The organism is Massilia putida, from assembly GCF_001941825.1.
Taxonomy (GTDB): Bacteria; Pseudomonadota; Gammaproteobacteria; order Burkholderiales; family Burkholderiaceae_D; genus Telluria; species Telluria putida.
This window is the reverse complement of the sequence record NZ_CP019038.1, coordinates 6,816,746-6,842,649: the sequence shown is the minus strand read 5'-3', so window position 1 is coordinate 6,842,649 and position 25,904 is coordinate 6,816,746. Positions and strand designations below refer to the sequence as shown.

Here is a 25,904-nt window from a genome sequence, read left to right as displayed (position 1 = left end):
CTCCTTGTGGCGGTTGGATGGCCGTATGGCCGCCTCAAGTAGAACCGAGGAACGCGAAGTGTTTATTTGCCAAAACCGGTATCGGCACCCGGCTTTGCGGTGCATCTAGCGCATGCGTACAGGCGCCTCTTCGCCCGGGTGATACTTGCGCTCGAGGTGTTTCTCGATGTCATCCTTGGTGTAGAGAACGTCCTTGAATTCGCCACGGGCGTACATCGCGGCCTGGTCCGTGAAATGGGGCGACTTGGGATCGCCGCTTTCGCCGCCGGCCAGGATGCTCTTCGCGCGCACGTGTGGACCGAACTCGACGGCCGCGACGAAGCTGTTGCCGCGGTCGCCGTAGATGCGCTTCGTCGTCTGTTTCGCCGTCATGCCGAACGAGGCCAGCGAGCCCCAGTTCGCGGACGTGAAGCCGACGGGAATACTGGGCTGGCTGTCGTCGTACTGCTGGTCGATGGCGCCGGACAAGCGCTGGAACCGGTTGATCTCGCCCCACGGCGTCTTCCAGTTGCCGAAATCGGCCTGCAGCTTGTCGCTCGCGCGGGCCAGCGCGTCGAGCCGTTCCTGCGGCGTCAAACTGGTTTGCACGAAGTCGATCACGGGCATCCGCTGCGCCTTCGCGCGCGCCGACGCTTGCGCGACCATCTCCTGGCCCCAGTACACGGCCAGCGACGTCGGCACGGAAGCCGTCGAAAAGCGCAGATCCCAGCCGCGCAGCAGCGCCACCTGCTCGGCCAGGCGCGCCTTGACCGGATCGCCTTCCGGCAGCGCTTCCCAGTCGCGCGCGACGGCGGGCACCAGCGGCTCGAGCGCCGTCAGATAGCTGTCGTAGGCCTTGGCGATGAGACCATCGAGCGTCAGGTCGTGCGCATCGTGCAGCACGCGTTCCGCGTGGATGCCGCGCGGATTCTGCGGCAGCGACCACATATACGCCGGATATGTCGAGCAGTCCGGACTGCTGCTGCCCGCGCCCGTGCAGGGCCAGTTGTTCGTGTTCGAGAGGTAGCCGCTCTTCGGATTGAACACGGTGATCGTCTCCTTGACGTCGTGCAGCCCCTTCCACTCGGTGGCCGGATCGCTGCCGTCGACGGGTTTCGTCCAGTCGAAGCGCGGATCGCGGCGCGGGATGAAATTGCCGTGGAAGTAGGCAATATTGCCGTCGGCATCCGCATACACCGTGTTGTTGGACGAATTCGTGCGCAGCTCCATGACCTTGTAGAACGCGGCGTAGTCGCGCGCCTTCGTGCGGCCATACGACTGCATCAGCGCGTGCATCGGGTCGTCCATCATGCGCACGGCCACCCATTTGCCGTCCTGGGCGCGGATCACGGGGCCATGGTGCGTGAAGTACGCGGTGACCGTGCGGCTGGCCATGCGGTCCGCCGTGCGGTAAGGCAGCGTGATGGTCTTCTCGCGTACGGTGCGCTCGGCATCGCCATACTTGTAGACGTATTTGCCGTCGCGCCGGGTCACCGTTTCCAGATACTCGTCGATGACGTCGCCGCCGCCCGACGTGTGCATCCAGCCGATGCGTTCATTGAACCCCTGGTAGATGAAGAACTGGCCCCATGTGACGGCGCCGTACGCGTTCAGGCCCTCCGCGCTCACCATGTGGATCTCGGGACGGAAGTAGAACGAGGTGTGCGGATTGATCATCAGCAGCGCGTGCCCGCTGGCCGTGCGCTGCGGCGCGATGGCGAAGCCGTTCGAGCCGCGCGGCTCCGGATCGAAGCCCATGCCCGGATCGCCCAGGTCGGCCAGCGCGACCGGCGCCGCCAGCTGCTTGCCGTAGAACGCCTCCAGGTCCTTGAGGGAGATGGTCTCGATGTCGCCGCCGATGCTGCCTTCGCTGAACGCGAGCGCCATCCACGGCTCGAAGCGGGTGATCAGCTTCGGCTTGACCTGCGGATGCGTGGCGAGATACCAGTTCAGGCCATCGGCATACGCATCCATCAGCTTCTTCAGCCACGCGGGACTCGCCGCATACTTCGCCTTCATGTCCGCGGGATCGATGTACAGCTTCATGCGCAGGTCGCGCCAGATCTCCTTTTCGCCCTCGACTTCGGCCAGCCGTCCCAACGCATTGATGTAATTGCGCTCGACCCGATTGAAGTCGTCCTCGGCCTGGGCAAACAGCATGCCGAACACGGCATCGGCGTCCGTCCTGCCGAAGACGTGCGGGATGCCCCATGTGTCGCGCATGATCGTCACGCGCCGCGCCGCCGCCCGCATGCGCGCCAGCTCGGCCGGCGCGAACGCAACACGCGCCGCCGTGGCGGCAGGTGCCGGAGCCTCGGCATATACGGGTTGCGCCAGCGCGAACAGCGCCGCACAGGCGACAGCGACCGGGGTCGTGCGGGACATCGTCATGGGACCTCCTTGGAACTCAGGCGCCGCCGAGCGCGGCGAGCTTCTGGCGCAGCACTTCGTTTTCCGTCATCAGCGTGGCGACGCGGTCTTTCAGTTCGCCGACCTGGGTGCGCAAGGCCTTGACCTGGTCTTCCGGCGAATCGGGCACGGTTTCCTTCTTCGGCTTCGCGCCCGCCTTCTGCTCGCGCACCTGGCGCGCGGCCTGCTGCAATTCCCTGCGCCCGCCGGCGACGGCGGCGACCTGCGCTTCCGGTGGCAGCGACGCGACGCTGGCGGCCGCGCTGACGGAAATCGTCCCGCTGCGCACGGCGTCGACCAGTTCCGGCGCCGCCGTCTTGCGGATGCGCTCAATCTGGCTCAGCGTATTCGCCGACACGCGCGCGGCCTTGGCCACGTCTTCGCGCGTGCTCCAGGGCGGGTCGGACGGATCGTCGGCCGGCTCCTGTGCCGCCTGTTCCGGTGCGGCGTCCGGCGGCTGCTGGGCGGCGCGCTGGGCGGCACGCGCGGCCACGATTTCCTTCTTGCGCAACGCGAGCATCCCGCGCTGGAAATCGGATACGCTGCGGCGCGCGAGGTTATTGTCGATCACCCACAGCATGACGTCTTCCAGCGAGTCGAACTTGTCGTTGGCGACGGTCCGGAACGGGATGCCGTGCTTCGCGCAGATGTCGTAGCGATTGTGCCCGTCGATCAGCACATCGCGCCACAGCACGAGGGCATCGCGGCAACCGTCGGCCAGCAGGCTGCGTTCGAGCGCCGCGTATTCGACGGGTGTGAGGGGATCGATGAAAGAGCGGAGTTCTTCGTTGATCGTGATATTCAATGTCTGTCCTTGCATGGTCCTGCCCCGGCATCCGGGGCCGCGGGCGTATCGCCCCGCATGCTACACCATGCGTGCGTCCGGTTGAAGGAAATACCGTTCCGTAAAGACGGCGCGCGCCATGCACATTGCATGGCAATGCCGCGCCGATCGGCGCACAATAATCCGGTCTCAGCCGTAAGGGAGCGACCGATGAACCGACGCCACGACCGTATTTCCGCCATGTTCATCGATGCCGTGCTGGACGCCAGCCGGCAACATGGCACCACCCGCGCCGCCCGCCTCCTGCACGAGGACGGCGTGCCGCTCGACGTCGCGCTGCGCGTGCTGACGCGGCCGGGCAAGCGGCGGCTCGGACCGCGTCCGCCGCATCCGCTGGTTGCGGTGGCGGCGGCGCTGGTCCGGCCGTTCGGCTCGGCGCAACGCTGGCCGGCGCCGGCCAGGTCAACATTGCATTTTCGACCCTGATCGGGTCTGGCTGTGCTAGAATTCTGCCCGCTGCCCGGATGGTGAAACTGGTAGACACCCGGGACTTAAAATCCCGTGCCAGCGATGGCGTGCCGGTTCGATCCCGGCTCCGGGCACCATCAGATCGTCTCTTGCCCTTCCCTACCGTCCCCGGACCTGCCGTCTCTCCTATGACGCCGCGGGTTTTATTGTTCAGTTTGTCTCAGGTCAGCGCTGCCTGGCGCAGAGCTTTGACGGTATCCGTGACGGTATACGGCTGCTGAGTAAAGTCGTATACCGTCACACGACTGATGGGAGGCGACAGGGCACTCACGGACGCGTTCATCAGGGCAGCCAAACCGAACGGCAAGGCGGCCGCCAACTATACCGACGGTGACGGCATGTACCTGCTCGTGACCTCGGCAGGCAAGTACCGGAGGATGGACTACCGATCCGCTCCCACGTGCGGTCTGCCGCGCAACGTTCGGGCGTTTAAGCGCATCGCGAACCACGATCTGGCACCGGCCGAACGAATAGACGGATATAGGAACCGCGCACTTGCTACAGGGACAGCACGGCCTTTAGGTAGAACTGCTCGCCCTGCAACCGATTCCGCACACCGGACTCGCGCTGCAGCTTCGCAGTCAGGAACCAGCCCTTGCCGCTGTCATATTTCAGCGCCGGCCCCAGCGCAAACGCCATCGCCTTACCGGCGGCGCCCGGTCCGGTGTCGTCGGTGATCTGTCGGTAGACGTGGCCGCCAGCACCGAGCACCCAGCCATTGCCGAGTCCCCACCCGAGCGCATAGTCCGCATGCAGCGCCTGCCCGGAGCGCGTTCCGGTCGCGTGATTGACGAGATTAAGGTCGTACATCGCTTTCACATCGACGTTCCAGCCTGACGGCCCGATGCGGCTGACTGCCAGCACCGGCTGCACCGTCCACACGTTCCTGCCGAGGCTGGACGGATCGGCGCGGTCGTAGTGGCCCGTCGGGGCCACGATGTCCAGCGCAACCAGGTAGTGCAGGTTCGGCGAAGCGTGATAGCCGAGTGCTGCGCCGACCGTCATGTCGCCGAGTCCGCGACTCGTCCACCGCCCGCCGCCCGCGTGCACGTCGACGTCCAGCAGCGGCGCCACCGCATGCAGCGCCAGCTGGCCGCCGAGCACCGACCGGCCCGTGACCCAGACCAACCGCGGCGCGATGACGTCCACCGCGACGCGGAAGTCCGGCGGTCCCACGCGGTTGCCGGCGCCATCGCGCACCGTGTCGTAATGCAGGTGGCTGCCGTACACGATGCCGTACGCGCCGGGCGGCGGCAACGCGCCGGACATGAAGTTCTCCAGCCCGTCCGGATAGACGCCCAGGCCGCCCCCTTCCGTGGCGCGGGCGGCGCCGAACGCGGACACCAGCGCGAATGCAAGCACGCTTGCTCGTTTCATTTCGTCTCCTTGTTGATGTTGTCGTGGCGGCGGACGGGTACGCAACGACCGTGCCATACGGGTTCCGCCAGGGAACGGCGCATGTCCGGCACCGTGCACGTCATCATTTGGTGAAGCGCGCTTCATCAAATGATGAAGTCCGGCAGAGCCGCGGAAGAGCCGAGAAACGGCCGCCTGACGGGGCCCGGCATCTGTGGCACACTTGGCCGAAAACATCGATAAACACGCCGGAGACGCCGCAGTGGACAACCCGCAGTTACCTTCCAACGAGGACCTGCTCGCGCAGATCCGTTTCGATCCCGACCAGGGCACGATCTGGCTGAACGAGCAGCGCGTGATGCTCAATCCCACGGCGGCATGGGGCGTACTGCGCGACGAACTGGTCGAGAGCATGGGCGTGCAGCGCGCCCGTGCGCTGCTGATGCGCTTCGGCTACCGGACCGGCCTGCGCGACGCGGAACTCGCGCGCAAGCTGCGGCCGGACCTGCCGGCCGAACAGGCCTTCATGGTCGGTCCGCAACTGCACAGCATCCGTGGCCTCGTGCACGTGACGCCGCTGGAACTGGATTTCGACCTTGCCAAGGGTACGTTCTCCGGCCGTTTCGCCTGGCGCAATTCGTTCGAGGCGCAGGTCTACCTCCAGCACCACGACGTCAGCAACGAGCCCGTGTGCTGGAGCCAGCTGGGCTACGCCAGTGGCTACACGACGTATTTCATCGGCCGCCCCATCATCTACAAGGAAACGGCCTGCGCGGCTTGCGGCAGCGCGCACTGCGAGATCGTCGGCAAGCCCGCCGAGGAATGGGAAGACCGCGCCGAGACGGAACGGCTGCTGCTGCGCGATTCCATGGCCGAGGAATTGTTCGCACTGCAAAGCCAGCTGAGCGAACTGCGCGACGTCGTACAGGCCGGCGAGCAGGACACGCTGGCCAATTCCGTGGGGCGGTCGCGCGCATTCCGGGAAGCGAGCAAGCTAATCCACCGGGCCGCGGCCAGCCGGGCCAACGTGCTGCTGCTGGGCGAGACGGGTGTGAGCAAGGAAGTGTTCGCGCGCGGCCTGCACGTCGGCTCGCCGCGCGCGGAGCAGCCCTTCGTGGCGGTCAATTGCGCCAGCATCCCTCCCGACTTGATCGAGGCAGAGCTGTTCGGCGTGGAGAAAGGCGCGTACACGGGCGCGACCGTCAGCCGGCCCGGCAAGTTCGAGCGTGCCCACCGCGGCACGATCTTCCTCGACGAGGTGGTGGAGTTGTCGCCACGCGCGCAGGCCGCGCTGCTGCGCGTGCTGCAGGAAGGCGAACTCGAACGCGTGGGCGGCACGCACAGCCACAAGGTCGACGTGCGCATCGTGGCGGCCACCAACGAGGACCTGAAACAGGCCGTGGAGAAAGGGAAGTTCAGGGCGGACCTGTACTACCGCCTGAACGTTTATCCCGTCCACATCCCGCCCCTGCGCGAGCGCATCGAGGACATCCCGCTGCTGACGGAACACTTCGTCGGCAAGTACAACACGATGTATGGCAAGCGCATTCTGGGCGTCTCCGACAAGGCCATGCAGGCACTGATGCACTACCGGTGGCCGGGCAACATCCGCGAGCTGGAGAACATGATCGAGCGCGGCGTGATCCTCACCGACAGTGGCCAGATGATCGACATCCACACGCTGTTCCCTACGCTGGCCGAAGCCGGCGGCATGATGGCCATCGCGCCATCCGGCCGCCTGCACACGCCGCCCGCGCCCGATGCGCCGTCCGCACCGGACACGCTGTGCGAGCAGCTGCTCAATGAAGACTTCAGGCTGGACCAGTTCGAGGCGCGCCTGATCCACACCGCCATGGCCAGGGCCGACGGCAACGTCACGCAGGCGGCGCGCCTGCTCGGCATCACGCGGCCGCAGCTTGCCTATCGGCTGGACAAGCTGAAAGGCGTCAAGTAGTTTCCCTTCTGCCCCGCCTGCGCATTTGCTGAAACCATCGCGCAGGGCTTCATCAAATCGTGAGTTCCGCGCGCCGCGCCACGCCGGCGCCGGCGCACGTTCCCTTTAAATTCAATCACTTAACCTCCTGGCATAGCGGTTGCTATAGCTCCTGTGCAGCACCCGACAACAGGAGGAGACATGATCCACAACCCCGAACCGTCCGGCCGCTTCGTGCGCGTGACGTCGCGCGACGAAGGCTGGGTGCGATTCGAATTCTCGATCGGCGATCCGGACTTGTGCGTGGAACTGACGATGCGTCCCGTGCAGTACGAAGCGTTCCGCCGCCGCGAGCGCGCCCTCGTGCTGCCGGACCTGCCGTCCGCGCAACTCGACCACCAGCGACGCCACTGGCACGACAGCGTGCCCGGCGCGCATCCCCACGATTAAAACGACCAGGAGACCCATCATGCAAATCGACATACGGACCGACAGCGTCAAGCCCGTGCGCCAGACGTTCGCCAACATCGCGCGCCGCCTCGGCGCCGACAAGCCGGCCACGCGCTACCAGGAAGCGATGTACGACCTGCAGCCGGACGCCAACTTTCACTACCGTCCGCTGTGGCAGCCCGACTACGAGCTGTACGACCGGCGCCGCACGGCCGTTGTGATGGCCGACTGGTATGCGCTCAAGGATCCGCGCCAGTTTTATTACGGCACTTGGGTCAACACCCGTGCGCGCCAGCAGGACTCGATGGAAAAGAACCTCGAATTCATCGAACAGCGCGCGCTGTTGGCCGCCCTGCCCGGGCCGGTGAAGGAAATGCTGGTCAACACCCTCGTCGTCCTGCGCCATACCGAGTGGGCAGCCAACATGAACAATGCCTACGTCACCGCGTACGGCTATGGCGCCGCCATCACGGAAGCGACGATGTTCCACACGATGGACCGCCTGGCGTTGGCCCAGTACCTGACCCGCGTCGGCCTGCTCATCGGCGGCAAGCCGGCGGTGGACGCGGCCCGTGAAGCCTGGCTGCGCGACGCCGCCTGGCAACCGGTGCGCCACGCCGTGGAAGACCTGCTCGTGTGCCGCGACTGGTTCGAGAACTTCGTCGCGCAGAACCTCGTGTTCGACGCCCTCGTCTACCCGCTGTTCTACCAGAAGCTGGACGCGCAGCTGGCCCTCGAGCACGGCCCCGTGTATTCGCTCGCGACCGACTTCATGCGGGCATGGCATGCGGAGACGGCGCGCTGGGTCGATGCCGTCGTCAAGGTCGTCGTCCAGGAAAGCGCGGCCAATGCCGCCACGGCGTCCCGGTTCGCCTACAGCTGGATCGACCGCTTTGAGCCGGCACTCGCCCCGGTGGCGCAGCGCCTGTTCGGCCCGGACGGCGGCGATGTCCTCGCGGCCGTGGCGGCGCCGCTGGAAAAACGCCTATCCGGCCTCGGCCTGTCCCGCGCGGGAGCCGCATCGTGAGCGACCAACTCGTCTTCATCGCACTGCAAGCCAACGACGAGATGCGTCCCGTGATCGACGCCATCGAGGCCGACAACCCGCACGCCACCGTGTACCGCTACCCGGCGATGGTGAAGATCGACGCGCCCGGCCGCCTGGAGATCAACCGCGCCACCGTCGAGGACCTCATCGGCCGCAGCTGGGACCCGCAAGAGCTGCAACTCGGCCTGATCTCATTGGCCGGCAACATCGACGAGACCGAAGACCGGTTCGTGCTCGCCTGGCGCTGACACACCACAACAAGGAGACACCATGAACACTGCAACCCCGCAGGCACCGAACCAGGCCGCCACGCCGAAGATGTCGATCAAGGACAAGTACGCCCTGCTCACGCGCGACCTGGGCTGGGAAACCACCTACCAGCCGATGGACGCCGTCTTCCCGCACGATAAGTTCGAAGGCATCGTCATCCACGACTGGAACGGCTGGGAAGACCCGTTCCGGATGACGATGGACGCGTATTGGAAATTCCAGTCCGAAAAAGAGCGCAAGCTGTACGCCATCATCGACGCCTTCCAGCAGAACAACGGCCAGCTCAACGTCACGGACGCGCGCTACGTGAACGCCCTGAAACTGTTCCTGACCGGCGTGTCACCGCTGGAATACGCGGCCCACCGCGGCTTCGCGATGGCCGGCCGCAACCTGCGCGGCGCCGGCGCGCGCGTGGCCTGCCAGATGCAGTCCGTCGACGAACTGCGCCACTGCCAGACGCAGATCCACACGATCAGCCAGTACAACCGCTTCTTCAGCGGCTTCTCCGACTGGAGCCACATGCACGACCGCCTGTGGTACCTGTCGGTGCCCAAGTCGTACTTCGAGGATGCGATGACGGCCGGCCCGTTCGAATTCATCACCGCCATCTCGTTCTCGTTCGAGTACGTGCTGACCAATCTGCTGTTCATGCCGTTCATGTCCGGCGCCGCGTTCAACGGCGACATGGCCACGGTCACCTTCGGGTTCTCCGCCCAGTCCGACGAATCGCGCCACATGACCCTCGGACTCGAGGTCGTGAAATTCATGCTGGAGCAGGACCCGGCCAACCTGCCGATCATCCAGAAATGGGTCGACAAATGGTTCTGGCGCGGCTACCGCCTGCTCACGCTCGTCGCCATGATGATGGACTACATGTTGCCCAAACGCGTGATGAGCTGGAAGGAAGCCTGGGAGATGTATTTCGAGCAGAACGGCGGCGCCCTGTTCGCCGACCTGGCCCGCTATGGCGTGCGGATGCCGAAATACCACGAGCAGGCCGCCAAGGAAAAGGACCACCTGTCGCACATCGCCTGGTCGATCTTCTACAACTTCAACCATGCCTCGGCCATCCACACCTGGGTGCCGGCGGAAAGCGAACTGGATTGGCTGAAGGCGCAGTACCCGGACACCTTCGAGCAATACCACCTGCCGCGCCTGCGCTACTGGCAGGAACAGCACAAGGCCGGCAAGCGCTGGACCAATCCGGGTCTGCCGATGCTGTGCCAGGTCTGCCAGATCCCGATGGCCTTCCCCGAGCCGGACGACCCCACGCAGATCTGCTACCGCGAAGTGAAGCACGGCGACGACACATACCACTTTTGCTCGGACGGCTGCTGCGACATTTTCAAGGGCGAGCCGGAAAAATACGTGCAGGCATGGATGCCCGTGCACCAGATCTTCCAGGGCAACTGCGGCGGTGTCACCCTGCCGGAAGTGCTCGACTGGTATCACCTGAAACCCGAGGCCCAGGGCGACTACGCCGACTCGGCCGACCGCGCCAACTGGGAGCGCTGGACCAACAACAACCAAGGCGCCGCCTGAGCGGCGCAAGGAGACAAACATGCCCGTCATCGCATTGGCACCCGGCTACCGCGGCGAAGTCCGCGACCGGGTGGAGAACTTCCACGGCAACCAGCTCGTGTATTTCGGCTGGGACCGTCACATGCTGTTCTGCAGCCCGTTCACGCTACCGCTGCCGCCCGAGATGCCGTTCAGGGCGCTCGTGAGCGACGTTCTGGCGCCCCTGCTGGCCGCGCATCCGGAAGGCGCGTCCATCGACCGGAGCGCGGCCACGTGGCTGCGGGCCGGCGCGCCGTTCGTACCCGACCTCGACGCGAGTCTCGCGGCGAACGGCCTGCACCACAAGTCCGTGCTGCGCCTGCAGACGCCGCAACTGGCGGGCCTCGGCGGCAGCGGCAACTGAACGGAGGACACCATGAACCATCAATTGACGATCGAACCACTGGGCCAGACCGTGGAGGTGGCCGAAGGCCAGACCATCCTCGACGCATGCCTGCGCGCCGGCATATGGCTCCCGCACGCCTGCGGACACGGCCTGTGCGGCACGTGCAAGGTGCAGGCCAGCGGCGGCGAACTGGAACACGGCGAGGCCTCGCCGTTCGCGCTGATGGACTTCGAGCGCGACGAAGGCAAATGCCTGGCCTGCTGCGCGACCGTGCAGTCGGACATCACGATCGAAGCCGACATCGACCCGGACCCGGATGCGCAATGCCTGCCGCTGATGGATTACCAGGCGCGCGTGACACGCATCGAGACGCTCACGCCGACCATCAAGGGCATATTCCTCGAGATCGAGCACGGCGACATCCTGCGCTTCCAGCCAGGCCAGTACGTGAACGTGTGGCTCGCGGGCGAAGCGGCACCGCGCGCATTCTCCATCGCCTCCGCGCCCTCGGCGCGCGAGGTCGAGCTGAACGTACGGCTGGTCCCGGGCGGGAAAGGTACCTCCTATGTCCACGACGGCCTGCGCGTCGGCGAACAGGTCATGCTGTCCGGACCGCTGGGCCGCTTCTTCGTGCGCAAGAGCGATCCGCGCCCGCTGCTGTTCATCGCCGGCGGCTCGGGCCTGTCCAGCCCGCGCTCGATGGTGCTGGACCTGCTCGAATCCGGCGACACCCGTCCGATCAGGCTGATCCAGGGCGCACGCACGCTCGACGAACTGTACTACCGCACCGAGTTCGAGGAGCTGACGGCGCGCCATGCGAACTTCGAATACCTGCCGGTGCTGTCCAGCGAGCCGCAAGACTCGCCCTGGACGGGGGAGCGCGGCTACGTGCACGAACTGGCCGTGCGCCGGTTCGATCAGGATTTCCGCGGCTGGCGCGCCTACCTGTGCGGGCCGCCGCCGATGATCGAGGCAAGCATCGCCGCCCTGATGCAGGGTCGCCTGTTCGAGAAGGATATCTTCACCGAGAAGTTCCTGTCGGCGGCCGACGCCGGCCAGGCCACGCGCAGCCCACTGTTCCGTTCCTTGTGAGGTTGCCATGACCAGCAACGAACACCAATATCTGAGGAGACAACATGCTGTTCAAGGTATCCATGACGGTCCGTCTGCCGCACGACATGCCGCAGGCGCGGGCCGACGAACTGACAGCGGTCGAACGGGCCGTCGCGCAGGAACTGCAGCGCAGCGGCAAGTGGCGCCACCTGTGGCGCGTGGCGGGCCGCTACGCGAACGTCAGCATCTTCGACGTCTCCGGCGCGGACGAACTGCACGCCCTGCTGACCGCCCTTCCCCTTTTCCCCTACATGGACGTGGACGTGGAGGCCCTGTGCCGGCACCCGTCGTCCATCCATGACGACGATCGTTGAACACCTATTATCAACAAGGAGACAGACATGGATAAGCAAGCCATCGCAGCACTGCTGGACAAGATCGAAAGCACCGAGACGGCGAGCGGCAACCCGCGTGTGCAGGCCGTCGTCAACCGCATCGTGCGCGACCTGTTCGGGACGATCGAGGAGATGGACGTCCAGCCGGACGAATTCTGGAGCGCGGTCGGCTACCTGACCGAGGCGGGCCGCAACGGCGAATGGGGGCTGATCGCGGCCGGCCTCGGCTTCGAGCACTTCCTCAACCTGCGCCTGGACGAGGCCGAGGCACGCGCCGGCGTCACGGGAGGCACGCCGCGCACGATCGAGGGCCCCCTGTACGTGGCGGGCGCTCCCGAATCCCTGGGCAGCGCGCGCCTGGACCAGGACGAGCAGCCCGGCGAGGTGCTGTTCATGCAGGGCCAGGTGCGTGGCGCCGACGGCCAGCCACTGGCCGGCGCACTGGTCGAAGTGTGGCACGCTAACCACCTGGGCGGCTACTCGTTCTTCGATCCCACCCAGAGCCCGTACAACCTGCGCCGCTCCATCCGCACGGACGCGGACGGCCGCTACCGCTTCCGCAGCAAGGTGCCGGTCGGCTACAGCGTGCCGCCGGGCGGGTCGACCGACAAGCTCTTGACACTGCTGGGTCGCCACGGCACCCGCCCCGCGCACATCCACTTCTTCGTGACCGCGCCGGGCCACCGCAAGCTGACCACGCAGATCAACATCGACGGCGACCCGTACCTGTGGGACGACTTCGCCTTCGCCACCCGCGAAGGCCTCGTACCGGCGATGACGAAAGTGGAAGACCCGGCCGCGCTGCGCGCGCAGGAAGTCGACACGCCCTATTATTCGATCGACTTCGATTTCGACCTGCACGCGGCACGCGCCGGCCTGCCGGCCGACCATATCGAGCGCGCCCGCTTCGAAGCCTGAGCGGAGCGACCGATGCGACTACCGGATCCCGGCGCGCGCCAGCTCGCCTACACGCTGGAAGGCCCGGAGGCGCACCGGTCGTGATGTTCTCGAACTCCCTCGGGACCAACATGTCGTCGCGGCAGGGGCAGGCCGACGCGCTGTCCCGGCACATGCGCGTGCTGCGCCATGACACGCGCGGCCACGGGATGTGCGGCCTCGCGCAGGAGCAGTCACCGGGACCACGCTCGCCCAGTTGGGCAGCGATGCGCTGCGCCTGCTCGATGCACTGGAGATCGACACCGTCGACTTCTGCGGCATCTCGATGGGCGGGCTGACTGGCCTGTGGCTGGCCGTCCACGCCGGCCATCGGCTGCGCCGCCAGGTGGTCGCCAACAGCGCGGCGCGCATCGGCACGACCGAAGGACGGACGTCCCGCGCCGAGCAGGTGCTGGCGCACGGCAATAAATAAAGACCTGATCACACGACCGGACTAAGCGCAACCCGCCTTACATCGTGAGGGCAGTGTGTGGTGGAATCCGCTTGGGCCGCGCCTCAACTTGAAATTGTTGGACGAGTTCGCTCAGATGACGAGCCTGGTCATTCATGCTTTGTGCTGCGGTCGCGGACTCTTCGACAAGAGTGGCATTCTTTTGGGTCACGGTGTCCATGTCGGCGACGACCCGGTGTACCTGTGCAAGGCCAACGGTTTGCTCGGCGCCGGCGATCGCGATCTCGCCGATGATGGTCGATACCTGTACTACGCTTGTTACCACCTCGGCCATCGTTTGCGCTGCCGAATTGACCAGGTGCGTCCCCGACTCTACACGCTCGACCGAACTTGAGATCAGCGCTTTGATCTCTTTCGCTGCCTGGCTGCTACGTTGTGCCAGATTGCGTACCTCAGATGCGACCACCGCAAAACCGCGCCCTTGCTCGCCCGCGCGTGCGGCTTCTACGGCAGCGTTCAAAGCAAGGATATTGGTCTGGAAAGCAATGCCATCGATGACGCCGATAATGTCGACGATCTTGCGCGCGGACTCATGGATTGCATTCATCGTCTCGGTTACGTTGGCGACTACGCTGCCACCCCTGCGAGCAATATCCGAGGCACTACGGGCCAGCTGGTCCGCCTGCTGTGCGTGTTCCGCGTTCCTGCTGACGGTTGAAGCCAGCTCTTCCATCGAGGCAGCGGCCTCTTCCAGGGCGCTGGCTTGCTGTTCGGTGCGGGTCGACAGATCAGCGTTACCGGACGCCACCTCACCTGATACGGCCGTAATCGAATCTGTTCCCCCGCGCACCTGTTGAACGATCTCGGCCAGGCGCGTGCGCATCGACTCCATGGCATACAGCAGGCTGGAGGTATCGCCATGTGCGAGGGGAATCTCAACCGTCAGATTACCGCGTGCGACCTCGTGCGCTACCGCTACGGCGACGGTCGGCTCGCCGCCGAGCTGCCGCGTGATCGAACGACTGATGACAAAGGCCAGGCCGATGCTCGCAAGCGCAGCGGCAGCGCCGATCACGATAGTGACGGTAATCGAGTTCGTGTTCTGCTCATGCAGGTCGCGCGCGGTGGCATCGATCAGCTCGTGCTGGCGAACCAAGACCTTGTTCGCTGCCTCGATGTAGTTATCCGCGCTGCGTTTGAATTCGCTGTCGAAGAACCGATGCGCAGCATTGACGTCCGTCTTCCGCAGCTCAAGCGCTTGTCGGCGTGCTGCCTGGTAGGTGCCCCGAATCTGCGCGGCCTGTTCAAAAAGCGCTTTCGCTTGTGGGTCTGCCAATCTGACGTTTAGCTCTTCGACGATTTTGGTGGCGCGACTCGACGCCTCCGCCATCTCGGTAAGGAATTGCTTTTCCATTGCCGGATCGTCCGTTTTCCCCGCGGCGATTGAGCGAGGAACATTGACCTCAATGATGTTCTTCCATTCAGCGATCAAGCGCTCATTGTGAAGCTTGTCATTCAGTACGTAATCGGTCGTGTGCGTGGACGCTCGCATGCGTACGGTGCTGAATATCGCGAGGAAGAGGAGCAGAGCGAAAACAAGCGAAAAGCCAACTACTTGAACCGCCCCGGGAATAGTGGAGGCTGGTTGGTTTAAGTTAATGCGGTTTCATCGGCAGCGATCTTGAGCTACCGATAGTAGTTTGCCTCAGCTTCCGCGGGCGGGATATAGCCGATTGGTTCCATCAACCGGTGGTGGTTGAACCAGGCCACCCATTCCAAGGTTGCCAGCTCGACAGATTCCCGAGTTTTCCAGGTTCGGCGGTGAATCAATTCCGTCTTGTACAAGCCGTTGATCGTCTCAGCCAGTGCGTTGTCGTAGCTGTCTCCCCGATTGCCGACCGACGGTTCGATACCTGCTTCGGCCAGGCGTTCGCTGTAGCGAATGCTGAGATATTGCGAGCCCCTATCGGAATGATGGATTAAAGTTCCATTTTCACCGGGCTGGCGAGCATACAATGCCTGTTCAAGCGCATCCAGAACGAAATCAGTGGTCATCGACGAACTGACCCGCCAGCCGACAATGCGCCGGGCGAAAACGTCCACCACGAAGGCTACGTACAGCCAGCCCTGCCACGTCGAAACGTATGTAAAGTCCGACACCCACAGCTGATTTGGACGGTCAGCCCTAAACTGCCGATTCACCCGATCCAGCGGACGTGGGGCGGCAGAATCGGGAATCGTTGTCCGGACTCGCTTGCCGCGCACAGCACCTTGCAAACCCAGCCGCTTCATCAAGCGCTCGACCGTGCAGCGAGCGATGGCGATGCGTTCCCGGTTCATCTGCTTCCAGACCTTGTCGGCTCCGTAGACCTTCATGTTGGCCTGCCAGACCCGGCTGATTTCCGGACACAGAATCTCATCGCGCTTCGCCCGCGCGCATCGCTTCGACGAATCACGAAGCTGTGCCGCATGGCGCCGATAACCCGACGGGGCAATCCGCAAGACCTTGCAGATCGGCTCGACCCCGAAGGTGTCGCGATGCTGATCGATAAAGGCCTTCAGGACTTCAAACGGCGGTCGAGCTCCGCCTGGGCGAAAAACGCGCTTGCCAGCTTCAGGATTTCGTTCGCCCGCCGCAGCTCTTTGTTCTCGCGCTCCAGGGCTTTGAGTCGCTCACGCTCCTCTGTTGTCACTCCTGCGCGCTCTCCCTGGTCAATCTGGTCGCGCTTGACCCATTCATGCAGCGTTTGTGGCGTGCAGCCGATCATCCCTGCAATTGACTCGACCGCCGCCCACAGCGAAGGATGCTCATTACGCTGCTCCCGTACCAGACGGACTGCGCGCTCCCGGACTTCCGGCGAAAATTTGCTTGGCTTCTTGTTCATAGCTCCATTCTCTCAAGAGTTGGAGCCTCCATCAAATCCGGGGCGGTTCAACTAGTCGGGTACGGACGGTCTGAGTCGAGAGCATGATACGCCTAAGCTATTGACGTTAAATAAAAAATGCAGATTAGCAGGCTACCGTTCTTCGTTTCCGGAAGTCAATATATCCAGAGCATTTTTTACCGAATTTGACGTTTTGACTATGCACCATGTCAAAGTCCGTTGTAAGGACGCGTCGTGAGCACTGCTGGAACGATATCCGCAAGTCGTATGACGCCTCGGATGAGCACGCTGAGCAAAACAGTCCACTGAGAGGTAGGCGTTGAGGGCCGGCAAATCTATCGCGGTCCAGTTCATCCGCAACCACGCGCAGTTCCCGGACGATCGAGTCGGCGACCACCCGGTCGATCGGCGGGAAGTGTGCTTCTTGCCTATGCGAGGCGCAGTAGCGTGGCTTGCGTGACGCCGGGTCAACAAGCGTGGTCCCTCGCATCAGGTGCGTCGCCGGCACGCCATCCCTTCCAGCACTGCCTACGTGAACGAGGTCGGATAAGTCGTTCACGTAGGCCGGGGCGAGCGCGTTAGAACATATGCATGATGCCGGTGGCCATGCCGCTTTGACGGGTCTGGTTGAGCTTGGTAGTGCCGCCCGTGGCGAAGCCGCCAGAGAGCTTTGTACGATCCGCTTCCGCGTACAGGGTTGTACGCTTCGACAGCCCGTATGTGACGCCGACCATGTACAGGTTCTTGCGCGCGTCGCCAACCGCCGCCGCCGAGGTGGCTTTGGTGTTATACGCTTCGTTTCTGTACCAAGCCGCAGTAAAGTCGAAACGCTCTGTCAACTGGCAGTCGACGCCGAACCAATCCCACACCGAGGTAGTCGGGCGCGAGCTGGTTGTTTGCGCTTGCTTGACGTGGCCGACTGCAAGCGTCAGCGCGCCGAAGTCATACGAGGCGCCATACGCGTAGTGGGTGTAGTCGCGGTAATCCGGAGAAGCGGTCGTACCGGCATTTTGCTTTGCGGTCGAGTACGAGCCACCGGCCTTGAGTCCATGTCCAGCGTAACTCAGTCCGACAGCTTCTGTTGTGCCATAGTCGCCGTGACCTGCCACTTCCCCAAGTGCGTGTTCTGCACGCGAAGTCCAATTGCCGAAGCGGCCCGTGTACTGGACGTCGTTATCTTTACGGATGCCATTCGTGGCAGCCAGCACGTAAGTAATGCTCGGATAACGGAATTTGAATGGATCGAACGCGAGGATCGTGCGGTAGGCGACTGTGTAATTGCGCCCAACGTCGAGTGCACCCCAGTCGCCCGACATGCCGACATGCGCTTCACGCTGAAAGATTACGTTATTCGTGTTGTTGAGAGCGCCTGTGCCGGAATTGAAACCCATCTCGAGCACGAAATTGACCGCATTATTCCCGCCAATGCGCTCGCCACCTCGAAAGCCCAGGCGATTCGATCGGAAGGTCCCGTTTGAACTGATGGTCGTATCGCTGTCGCCAGCCGCGTCGATGTTGGTCTCGTGGCGCAAGCCTCCATCGATCGATCCGTAGATGGTGACGGCTGCATTACCGGCCGCTGCTGCCCCGGCGCGGGGCGCATCGGTCTGTCCCTCTTCGGACCGGGCTTGGACTTGAAGGGATAAGGCGGCAAGTACAGCCGCGATAGGGAATTGCATGCTTGTCTCCTGCGATGTTGTTATGCGCTGCGGGATTCATTTGATGTCGGTACGTTGGGCGCTGCGGGGTGCGACGCGCGAAAAGAGCGGCATGGGACGGTAGCCTGCTTCGAAGTGGCAGCCGCCACTAAAATGGGAAGCTTCCGAGGCACATGCGCTGGCGACGTCGGTTACATCTGGACGCTTGCCGGTGTCGATCCACTTCATGAGGCTATCGAACACACCCGCGTATTCGGCATCGGCCAGCTTGCTGTGCTCGTGCTCGCGCGTGAACGTCTGCAGCAGCTGTCCCTGTCGACCCGCTGCTGTGACCCTGGCACGGTATTCGGTCTCATATTCGACAAGTGCTGTCGGATCGTCGATCGCATGCATGCTGATCACAGGTACGTCGATCTTGCCGCTCAGGTCCGATTCCTGTGCCAGGCGCGCTACCGCTGCCGGATCGGCATCGAAGCGCTGAACATCCCTGTTTAGCGCGGCGTCATCATCCGAGCCGCGGTAGACAACGTGACGGTTGTCGAATGGATTGCCGCCCACAAGCTTGACCAGGTCGCGAAACGTGAACGTGGCCCAGTTCAGGTGGGATTGCAGGGAACGCTCCGGGACGGCGATCACGGCCAGGATGTTCGCCAGCTTGCGCTTCTGCGCAGGACTACGTTCTGTCTCCGACAGGTTCAGTCCAAGACACTCGTTGGTACGCGCCTCGAGATCCTTGGACGTCATGGTGGAATCTCCAGGCAGCCCCATCCACAGAGGGTATTGCGGTTCATCGCGGCGCGGATGGTTCTTGCAGTAATACTGGTAGACGGCGCGTAAATCGGCTCGATGTAGGTAGTTCAGCGTGCCGCCGGCGAGCATGCCGCTGGTCAGAATGACGCCGTCATAGTTGCGGCGGCCATCCGGCGCGGTCTGATAGAGCTCGATCGCTTTCGCCGCCACGTTCCCACCCCAGGATTGACCATGCAGGATGACCCGCGCGGGCTCGCCAAAGCGCTGTATGAACAGCTTGCGCAGGTTGTCGGTATCTTCGGCCGCCATCAAGACCCCATAGCCGGGCCGGCGATACGCCGAGCCTGCCCAGGCATACCCCTGCTTGACCGTGACCGCGAAGCGCTCCAGATCTTCCACGTTGTTGTCGTTGGTCGCATGCGACATGCGCGGTCCCCCATGCGCATGTATGACCAGGGCGTGGTTCCAACGCTCGGGGATGGCGATCCAGTAGTTGGCGTCGTTCGCATCGGCACCGCGGTAACAGCGCGCCACTCCCTGCAGCACGGTCGGGCAGCTGGTTTGGGTCTGCGCCCACGCGGGCAACATGACCAAGGCCAGTGCCACGCCAGCTGTACAACGAGATAGCAGCATATTGTCTCCAAGTTGTTGTTAGTAATTTGCGACAGATGCTACCGGGCTCATTCTTCAATGTAAAATATCTTGGAAGACGTTAGTCAATACTTAAAAAATATGGAGTGTCCGTGGAGCTAAGACACCTTCGCTATTTCGTCGTGGTGGCCGAAGAAGGCCATTTCACGCGGGTCGCCGAACGGCTCGGCATGCAGCAGCCGCCGCTTAGCCAGCAGATCCGGGCACTTGAACAGATGTTGGGTTTCGATCTGTTTCGCCGCCATCCGAAGGGCGCGGCATTGACCGCTGGCGGCGAAGCCTTCCTGCAGGAGGCGCGTACGATTCTCGAAAACGTCGATGCGGCAGTCGCGAGAGCGGGCCGCGCCCACAGTGGATCCGTCGGCAGCCTGTCTGTCGGCTTTACCAGTTCGGCCGCAGCCCACCCGTTCATCCCTCAGGTCATGCGTGCCTATCGCGAAGCGTGGCCGGAAGTCATGCTCGAATTTCGAGAAGGGAATGCGGCCGAGTTGACCGAGGCGCTCGTCAAGGAGCAGCTGGACGTGGCATTTCTTCGGCGCCCTGTGAACATGCCGGATGAGCTCGCGTTTGAATGTCTGCTCGAAGAAGAGCTATTGCTCGTGCTGCCCGTCGGGCATCCAACCTTACCGCGGAAGTCCGGGCGCCGGCGGCCAGCGGTGCCATTGTCGGCCTTGTGTGATGAACGCTTTATCCTCGTGCGCCGTAGTGGTGCTCCCGGCATGTACGCGAACTTGGTCGAAGCGTGTGTACAAGCTGGCTTCGTCCCGAATATCGCGATTGAAGTCGAGCGCATGCTTACCAATATCAGCCTCGTGGCGGCGGGAGCCGGGGTCTCTGCCGTGCCCGCGTCGATGCAGGGTTTCCACAGCGAGAACGTTGTGTATTGCTCGATCAAGGACGCGCCGGCGACGCTCGCTGCGCCGTTGACATTGGCGTTTCGCGAAGCGGTGCAGCAGCCGACGCTGATGCACTTTATCGATCTGGCGCGCAAGACAGCGGCTTGAGGGACTGCCATGCGAGCGCACCGCCGCACCCTCTTGCTGCCCCTGGTTTTGCCTGTTGGGGCTGGCCTCGTATTGGGCCTCGTTTCGCCCTCGCTGGCGTTGCAGATGCAACCACTGAGCGACGCATTCATCCGTTTGCTTGGCTGGCTGACGTACCCGCTCATCTTCTGCATGCTCGCTGTGAGCGCCGCTGCCTTAGGCCGAGACCGTGAACTGGGCCGCATCGGTGCTTATGCGATCACGTATTTCGCGGTCATGTCCGTGCTGGCCATGCTGGTTGGACTGGGACTAGGCTGGGCACTCGAACCCGGTGTCGGGGCAACGTTTGGTTTCGATGCCGAAGCCACCGTGGCAAGTGGCAGCGCCGCGCACGCTGGCGTATTCGATTGGCTCGAACGCCTGCCCTCGCTGCAAGCCAATAACCTGTTCCTGCTCGCTGCGGCGTTGCCGGTTGGGGGCATCTTGGGACGGGTTCCAAAGTCGGGTCTGCTGGCCTTCGCGGAGAACTGCCGCGCGCGACTGTTCAATGCTGTCAAGCTTGTACTGATGCTCGCACCACTTGCCGCGTTCGGCGCCATGGCCAGTGCGGTCGGACGCTATGGACTGGGGTCGCTCTGGCCCTTATTCAAGTTCATTGCGGCTATCAATTTCGCCAGCATGGTGTTCGTCCTTATCGTGTTTGGCGGTGCGGCTCGCCTCGTGGGGCTGCCCTTGCTGCGCTTTCTCGCGCACGTGAGAGCAGTGCTCTACCTCGTCTTTTTCACGAGCTCGTCGCTGGCAGGGCTCGCCCCGCTGAGTGAAAAGCTCGAAGATCTTGGTTGTCCGCGGGCCGTGACCGATATCGTGCTGCCCTTTTCGTATTCGCTCAATTTAGCCGGCACCTACCTTTATATTGCCCTGGCCCTGGTCTTCCTGATGCAGGCAGCCCAAGTGCAGCCAGGTTGGCACGAGCTCATGCTCATGCTTGGCTTGGCCTTTGTCAGTAGCAAAGGAGCGGTCGGCGTGGCCGGATCAGGGATAGCCACGCTGGCGACGACCGTGGCGTTGTTGCGTGTCGTGCCGCCAGAAATGGTGACGATTCTGTTCGCGATCGATCGCACGATGAAATGCCGCCTTCTGACCAACGTGATCGGCCATGGGGTGGCTTGTGTCGTCGTCGCGGCTTGGGAGGGCAGCCTCGATCGCCTGGCCATGAGCGACGAGATATCCAAAAAGTATTGACTTCAGCAGTTCCAGATATTTTACGGGCAAGGTCGGTGTTTCTATGATGAGCGAACAATCACAACATCATACGGAGACACGATGAGGCATCGCCTGACCTTGCTGGCACTGTGCGCGGGATTTTTGGAGCGCAGCGGCGTCCGCCGATCCGATCTCGATTCTATTTGTCGGCAATCGCTATACCTTCGGCAGCGTCGATGCGCCGTAAACGACAGTGACCGATCCCGTCACTGGTGCGGTGAGTTTCACGAGCACGCCTGCGACCTCGTATTATCCGAGCCTGGAGGCAATGACGGCAGATCTCAAGATCCCCTGCGCCAACGCGGCTGCAATCGCGGGCAGCGATGGCACGGGAGGCATTAAGGGGATTGCCCCAGTTGGCGGATCGTTCTTGCGGGCGGTCGAGGAAGGCGTGGCAACGCGCGATATGTACGCCGCAACCGCCGGCACGGATGGATTGATGGATCTCTGGTTCGACGACGGTACGCGCACGCAGGGAGTCATCATCTCCTGCTCGAAGTGCCGCCCTTGAACCGGTCAGTCTGGCTCAGACGGTTACGCATGCCGGGCAAAGGCCGTCATTCTAGCCCGGCCGCAGGTTTGCACCACATCCGCCCTCGGCATGACGAGGCCGACGACAGCAGGCTGATGGTTGAATAAACCATAGTGTCCGCCTCGACAGTCAGTACGTCAGTTGCGTGCTGAAGACCACGTACGCTTGCACGACGGCGCGGCTTCAAGCGCGCCGTCCGGGCCCCACGATAGCCGTACCGGATTTTCAGCCGAGCGAAATAAAGTCGTGCGCGCCGATCTGCGATGCGTTGACACCGACCAGAACAGCGAGCGTGCTGCCGTTCGTGAGCGACACCACGGTGTCGTGAGAATGGGCTCCCGTTCCTTGTGCAATCTTGACGCTGCTGAAGTTCAAACCGCCGGCCAAGCCGATGAAGTCCGCGCCGTGCTGGTAGTTGGTGATCTCGGTCGCGCCATCGACCGTCTTGCTTGCGTAAGTCGACTGGAACGCGAAGACGTCACTCAGATCGTTGCCATGGACCAGGGCTTGTGCCCGGCAATCGACCAGGTGGCTTCCGTGCGGAATGCTGTTCAGGTTCTGCAGTGTGTTGAGGCCGACAATCGTAGGCGGAGTCACGAAGTTCGGTACGGCCGCCGAAGCCGCGGGCACGCTCGCGACGTGCGCGGTAGCCGCCGCTGCCGAGTCAGCGCCGAGCTGAATAAAATCCTTGGCGTTGATCTGCGCTGCGTTGACATTCAGCAGCACGGCGAGCGTGCTGCCGTTCGTGAGCGAAATCACGGTGTCGTGGACGTGGGCGCCGATACCTTGGGCTACCTTCAGGCCGCTGAAATTCAAGCCGCCGGCCAAGCCGATGAAGTCCGCGCCATGCTGGTAGTTGGTGATCTCGGTCGCGCCATCGACCGTCTTGCTGGTGTAAGTCGACTGGAACACGAAGACGTCACTCAGGTCGTTGCCATGGACCAGGGCTTGCGCCCGGCAATCGACCAGGTGGCTTCCGTGCGGAATGCTGTTCAAGTTCTGCAGCGTATTGATGGCGACGTCCAGCGACGGCACGGCACTTTTTACCGAGGCGGTCGGCGCCGCCGGCAACGGTGCCGCCGGCAACGGTGCCGCCGGGGGCAGGACGGTCGCCAGCGGGTCATGACCTAACTGGACAAAATTCGTCAGTTTGAGTTTCGACGCGTCGACATTGAGCAAGACCGCCAACGCCTTGCCGGTTGAGAGGGAGATAATGGTGTCGTGCGAATGTGCGCCGGTCCCTTGAGCATACTTCACATTCAAGGAAACGGCCTCATCGTCGTACAAACCGATGAAGTCCGAACCTGGTTGGAAACCCTTGATCGTAACGGCATCCACCATCGTGCTTGCGCGAGCCGAAGGTATTGCGAAAATATGGTTCGGGTCGATTCCGTAAAATTTCGCTTGAGGTTGGCTTACTCCCGAGGGAATGCCAGTCGAATTCTGAACGAACGTGGTATGTACCGGGGCGGTCGACGCCAACGTCATTGGCACAGGCGAAGGAGCGATTACGGTTGGCATTACGGTTCTCCACTAAAACGACACGAAGGCAAACGGGCGTGATTCTGAATTGTTCTCGACCCATTCGGACGATCTGGGCAGGTCCATCACGCCACCTGCCGCCGGGTTGATCTCTTGATATCAAATGTTTCACAAGAGAACTTATTGGCGCAGTGTACGTTCAATATTTCCACATGGCAAGCTTTTTCGATCGCTAAGAATAGGCTCGGCACTACGACAGTCACGGAAAATATGATGACGTTGGCGGAAATACGGCCCGCCGTCGCGCGTCGATCGGCCTCCATGTGCTCCCTGCGGGCGTTATGGAACCCGCCGTGGTCGGAAAGGGCGCCCCCGGAATATCCGGGTCTTACCGTAACGGTGCACGCGACAGGATGGCCGACAGTTCGCGCTGCCGGGGCGTCGTTGCGGTCGCGCATCATGCCGCCGGCCCAGGCGGACCGGGAGTCGCCTGCAGGTCGAACAGCGCAAGAAGCTGGCAGAGATCGCTCGACGGGGGCATCCGGTGGGATCGTCCGGCCATGCGGCATGCTGTGTGGGGGGCTTCGTCAAGTCCGCGAGCGTGCCTTGCTGCCGAAGTCCACGGAAGGCGCGATGGGAAGCTGAGTAGCCGTCCAGTGTGATGGTCGCGGGGGCCCGAACTAGCGACCGTACGACCTTACGAAAGCAGGCTTTGGCCAATGCCAGGTCGCGACGTTTGCTGAGCCATAAGTCAAACTTCCTTCCCGACGCGCCGACGACCCGGTAGAGGTAAGCCCGCTGGCCGCCTTTTTCGCTGATGACGCCGGCCTTGCGCCTCAGCGTGAGGCCACGAATTGTCGACTGAACTTGTGGAAGTCCGATGCTCGATTAGATGTGTCCACTTTGCAGGTGCCTTCAAACCGTCGTTTTGGTCTTTCCACAGCCTGGGCGCGGCCGGAGGCGCCGTAACGACTCGTTATTACAATTCATCCATGCTCGATGGTGTGTGACCAGCCGTACATACCTGCGCTCGCGCGGGCATTTATCCTACCGCTCATCCATTCGGAGCGCGTTTCGGCGAAGCGGGGCACCGCGCCCGCCTGCTGCGCTTTCGACCGACTTTGCACAAGGATGATATGGTTATTGCGCACCTGACCAGACACTGGTACGCCCGGCGGCATTTCCCGTTACCCTCTTGGGCTGCCTGCGTCGCACGCAGCCTGCGGGTGCTGCTCTTCTACCGGTTTCACCTGCGTTTATTGGCCCTGGAGATCTACCGCAATTACGTCAGCCCGGCGCATGACGACGTGTTCCACCACCTGAGCCATCGACACTATCTGATTCGTGGCCTGTCGCTGCAGCAGCGCGTGCACTGCGTTGGCGTGCACTATCGTTTCGAGCAGGCCACCTTTGATTGCACCTACAAGCGGGCCGTCTACTCAGGCGGCGGGCTGGTGGTGTGGCAGCGCGAGCTGGACGGCGCCGTGTTTTCGCTACGGCTGGAAATGGCGGCGCGCCTCTGCGCCGAGGGCGATCTGACGATCTGCGCCTACGTTGGAGACCAAGTCGTGCATCGCCTGTCGTTCAGTTGGGTCGAGGGGACATTCGTCGGCGTGGACGCGCCGATCGTCCCGTTCGTCGCGCGTAACCAGGGACGGCGCGCCGACGTCGTCGATGCCTTCGCAGCCTTCGAACGGGCCTTTCCGCAGAACTCGCCCAGCTTCTTCTGCTTTGCCGCCCTACAGGGCATAGCACTGGCACTCGGGATCGACCAGGCCGTGGCGGTCAAGTCGACTTGGCAGTGTTCGTATACCGCCGTGGACGACCGGCATTTCGCCAACGCCTACGATGGGTTCTGGCAAACCTTGGGGGGCATGCCACTGTCGCTCAAGGCCTACCGGATTGCGTTGCCCTTTTATTCCCGGCCGCTGTCGGACACACCCGCCAAGCACCGCAAGCGCGCCAGAGTGCGGCGCGAACACTGGGCTGCGATCAGCGACTCGGCCTATGCCGCGCTGGGTCGCCGTCTCGTTGCTACCGTGGCGCCGGCTCCGATGCGACGGAGCGGCAGGCCCGACCGCGACACGTAAGGGCCATGGTCGTCGTACCACCACGCATCCAACCTTGGCAGCGACTACATGCCCCTGACAATGCCCAGCACTTGCCTTCAAAGCAACAAGGGGTGTATGCTGAGTTCGTCAAACGTTCGAGCTCGGCCAGGAGTACTCATTACACATTAGC

Annotated in this window: 24 protein-coding genes, 1 tRNA gene and 1 other annotated feature; of the genes, 16 read left to right on the top strand and 9 right to left on the bottom strand. The window is 63.1% G+C overall.

Annotated elements, in window-relative coordinates; all coding sequences use genetic code 11:
- Positions 1–105: 105 nt before the first annotated feature.
- Both BVG12_RS32670 and BVG12_RS32665 read right to left on the bottom strand, forming a co-directional pair.
- Positions 106–2,370: a penicillin acylase family protein gene (locus BVG12_RS32670; protein ID WP_075796044.1), complete on the bottom strand. Its 2,265-nt coding sequence runs from the start codon at positions 2,368–2,370 to the stop codon at positions 106–108.
- Between the two features lie 16 nt (positions 2,371–2,386).
- On the bottom strand, positions 2,387–3,193 hold the full coding sequence (locus BVG12_RS32665; RefSeq protein WP_075796043.1) for a hypothetical protein: 807 nt from the start codon (positions 3,191–3,193) through the stop codon (positions 2,387–2,389).
- 189 nt (positions 3,194–3,382) lie between these two features.
- Between BVG12_RS32665 and BVG12_RS32660 the strand changes: the two genes are divergently transcribed.
- The gene (locus BVG12_RS32660) at positions 3,383–3,658 is read left to right on the top strand and encodes a hypothetical protein (RefSeq protein ID WP_075796042.1); all 276 of its coding nucleotides are present in this window, start codon (positions 3,383–3,385) and stop codon (positions 3,656–3,658) included.
- A 32-nt stretch (positions 3,659–3,690) separates the two neighbouring features.
- A tRNA-Leu gene (locus tag BVG12_RS32655) sits at positions 3,691–3,777 on the top strand.
- 421 nt (positions 3,778–4,198) lie between these two features.
- On the opposite strand, the gene BVG12_RS32650 is transcribed toward BVG12_RS32655, so the two are convergent.
- A complete protein-coding gene (locus tag BVG12_RS32650; protein WP_075796041.1) occupies positions 4,199–5,077 on the bottom strand; it encodes a SphA family protein in 879 nt (292 codons plus the stop codon).
- A gap of 241 nt (positions 5,078–5,318) precedes the next feature.
- On the opposite strand from BVG12_RS32650, the gene BVG12_RS32645 reads away from it, so the two are divergent.
- The 10 genes from BVG12_RS32645 to BVG12_RS32600 all read left to right on the top strand — a co-directional run bounded on the left by BVG12_RS32645 (position 5,319) and on the right by BVG12_RS32600 (position 13,480).
- The gene (locus BVG12_RS32645) at positions 5,319–7,010 is read left to right on the top strand and encodes a sigma-54-dependent Fis family transcriptional regulator (RefSeq protein WP_075796706.1); all 1,692 of its coding nucleotides are present in this window, start codon (positions 5,319–5,321) and stop codon (positions 7,008–7,010) included.
- A gap of 180 nt (positions 7,011–7,190) precedes the next feature.
- Complete coding sequence (locus BVG12_RS32640) at positions 7,191–7,439, top strand: phenol hydroxylase subunit (RefSeq protein WP_075796040.1); 249 nt, start codon at positions 7,191–7,193, stop codon at positions 7,437–7,439.
- Positions 7,440–7,458: 19 nt separating this feature from the next.
- Positions 7,459–8,466, top strand: a complete 1,008-nt coding sequence (locus tag BVG12_RS32635) for a ferritin family protein (protein WP_075796039.1) — start codon at positions 7,459–7,461, stop codon at positions 8,464–8,466.
- The gene (locus BVG12_RS32630; protein ID WP_075796038.1) at positions 8,463–8,735 is read left to right on the top strand and encodes an MmoB/DmpM family protein; all 273 of its coding nucleotides are present in this window, start codon (positions 8,463–8,465) and stop codon (positions 8,733–8,735) included. Before BVG12_RS32635 ends, BVG12_RS32630 begins: the two co-directional genes overlap by 4 nt.
- A 22-nt stretch (positions 8,736–8,757) precedes the next feature.
- Positions 8,758–10,299, top strand: a complete 1,542-nt coding sequence (locus BVG12_RS32625) for an aromatic/alkene/methane monooxygenase hydroxylase/oxygenase subunit alpha (protein WP_075796037.1) — start codon at positions 8,758–8,760, stop codon at positions 10,297–10,299.
- Positions 10,300–10,318: 19 nt separating this feature from the next.
- Positions 10,319–10,681 carry a phenol hydroxylase subunit P4 gene (locus BVG12_RS32620; protein WP_075796036.1) on the top strand — a complete coding sequence of 121 codons (363 nt, stop codon included), beginning with the start codon at positions 10,319–10,321 and terminating at the stop codon, positions 10,679–10,681.
- 12 nt (positions 10,682–10,693) lie between these two features.
- A complete protein-coding gene (locus BVG12_RS32615; protein WP_075796035.1) occupies positions 10,694–11,755 on the top strand; it encodes an NADH:ubiquinone reductase (Na(+)-transporting) subunit F in 1,062 nt (353 codons plus the stop codon).
- 44 nt (positions 11,756–11,799) lie between these two features.
- Complete coding sequence (gene catC / locus BVG12_RS32610) at positions 11,800–12,090, top strand: muconolactone Delta-isomerase (RefSeq protein ID WP_075796034.1); 291 nt, start codon at positions 11,800–11,802, stop codon at positions 12,088–12,090.
- A 27-nt stretch (positions 12,091–12,117) separates the two neighbouring features.
- A complete protein-coding gene (catA, locus tag BVG12_RS32605) occupies positions 12,118–13,029 on the top strand; it encodes a catechol 1,2-dioxygenase (protein ID WP_075796033.1) in 912 nt (303 codons plus the stop codon).
- 190 nt (positions 13,030–13,219) lie between these two features.
- A complete protein-coding gene (locus BVG12_RS32600; protein WP_156895802.1) occupies positions 13,220–13,480 on the top strand; it encodes an alpha/beta hydrolase in 261 nt (86 codons plus the stop codon).
- A gap of 37 nt (positions 13,481–13,517) precedes the next feature.
- On the opposite strand, the gene BVG12_RS35740 is transcribed toward BVG12_RS32600, so the two are convergent.
- From BVG12_RS35740 to BVG12_RS32575, 4 genes are all read right to left on the bottom strand, one after another.
- Positions 13,518–15,092: a methyl-accepting chemotaxis protein gene (locus tag BVG12_RS35740; protein ID WP_075796031.1), complete on the bottom strand. Its 1,575-nt coding sequence runs from the start codon at positions 15,090–15,092 to the stop codon at positions 13,518–13,520.
- 53 nt (positions 15,093–15,145) lie between these two features.
- Positions 15,146–16,344, bottom strand: a protein-coding gene (locus BVG12_RS32590) for an IS3 family transposase (RefSeq protein WP_156895493.1) whose coding sequence is annotated in 2 segments (ribosomal slippage) — positions 15,146–16,053 and positions 16,053–16,344 — 1,200 coding nt in all. Because the reading frame shifts where the segments join, the coding sequence is not laid out codon by codon here.
- Positions 15,947–16,063, bottom strand: a sequence feature (AL1L pseudoknot). It overlaps the preceding gene by 117 nt.
- 578 nt (positions 16,345–16,922) lie before the next feature.
- Entirely contained in the window at positions 16,923–18,023 is a 1,101-nt protein-coding gene (locus tag BVG12_RS32580) for a porin (RefSeq protein WP_075796030.1), read from the bottom strand.
- 36 nt (positions 18,024–18,059) lie between these two features.
- Positions 18,060–19,385, bottom strand: coding sequence for an alpha/beta hydrolase family protein (locus BVG12_RS32575; RefSeq protein WP_075796029.1), 1,326 nt, complete (start codon positions 19,383–19,385; stop codon positions 18,060–18,062).
- Between the two features lie 110 nt (positions 19,386–19,495).
- On the opposite strand from BVG12_RS32575, the gene BVG12_RS32570 reads away from it, so the two are divergent.
- The 3 genes from BVG12_RS32570 to BVG12_RS32560 all read left to right on the top strand — a co-directional run bounded on the left by BVG12_RS32570 (position 19,496) and on the right by BVG12_RS32560 (position 22,160).
- Positions 19,496–20,407, top strand: coding sequence for a LysR family transcriptional regulator (locus tag BVG12_RS32570; protein WP_075796028.1), 912 nt, complete (start codon positions 19,496–19,498; stop codon positions 20,405–20,407).
- Positions 20,408–20,416: 9 nt separating this feature from the next.
- Positions 20,417–21,628, top strand: coding sequence for a cation:dicarboxylate symporter family transporter (locus BVG12_RS32565; RefSeq protein ID WP_075796027.1), 1,212 nt, complete (start codon positions 20,417–20,419; stop codon positions 21,626–21,628).
- A 214-nt stretch (positions 21,629–21,842) separates the two neighbouring features.
- A complete protein-coding gene (locus BVG12_RS32560) occupies positions 21,843–22,160 on the top strand; it encodes a hypothetical protein (protein ID WP_156895801.1) in 318 nt (105 codons plus the stop codon).
- 246 nt (positions 22,161–22,406) lie between these two features.
- On the opposite strand, the gene BVG12_RS32555 is transcribed toward BVG12_RS32560, so the two are convergent.
- Together BVG12_RS32555 and BVG12_RS32550 are read right to left on the bottom strand one after the other, a co-directional pair.
- The gene (locus tag BVG12_RS32555) at positions 22,407–23,702 is read right to left on the bottom strand and encodes a hypothetical protein (protein ID WP_156895800.1); all 1,296 of its coding nucleotides are present in this window, start codon (positions 23,700–23,702) and stop codon (positions 22,407–22,409) included.
- Positions 23,703–24,002: 300 nt separating this feature from the next.
- Positions 24,003–24,482 (bottom strand): DDE-type integrase/transposase/recombinase, encoded by a 480-nt coding sequence (locus tag BVG12_RS32550; protein WP_229503961.1) that lies wholly within the window; start codon positions 24,480–24,482, stop codon positions 24,003–24,005.
- Between the two features lie 317 nt (positions 24,483–24,799).
- Between BVG12_RS32550 and BVG12_RS32545 the strand changes: the two genes are divergently transcribed.
- Positions 24,800–25,753 (top strand): DUF535 family protein, encoded by a 954-nt coding sequence (locus tag BVG12_RS32545; RefSeq protein WP_075796023.1) that lies wholly within the window; start codon positions 24,800–24,802, stop codon positions 25,751–25,753.
- Positions 25,754–25,904 lie beyond the last annotated feature (151 nt).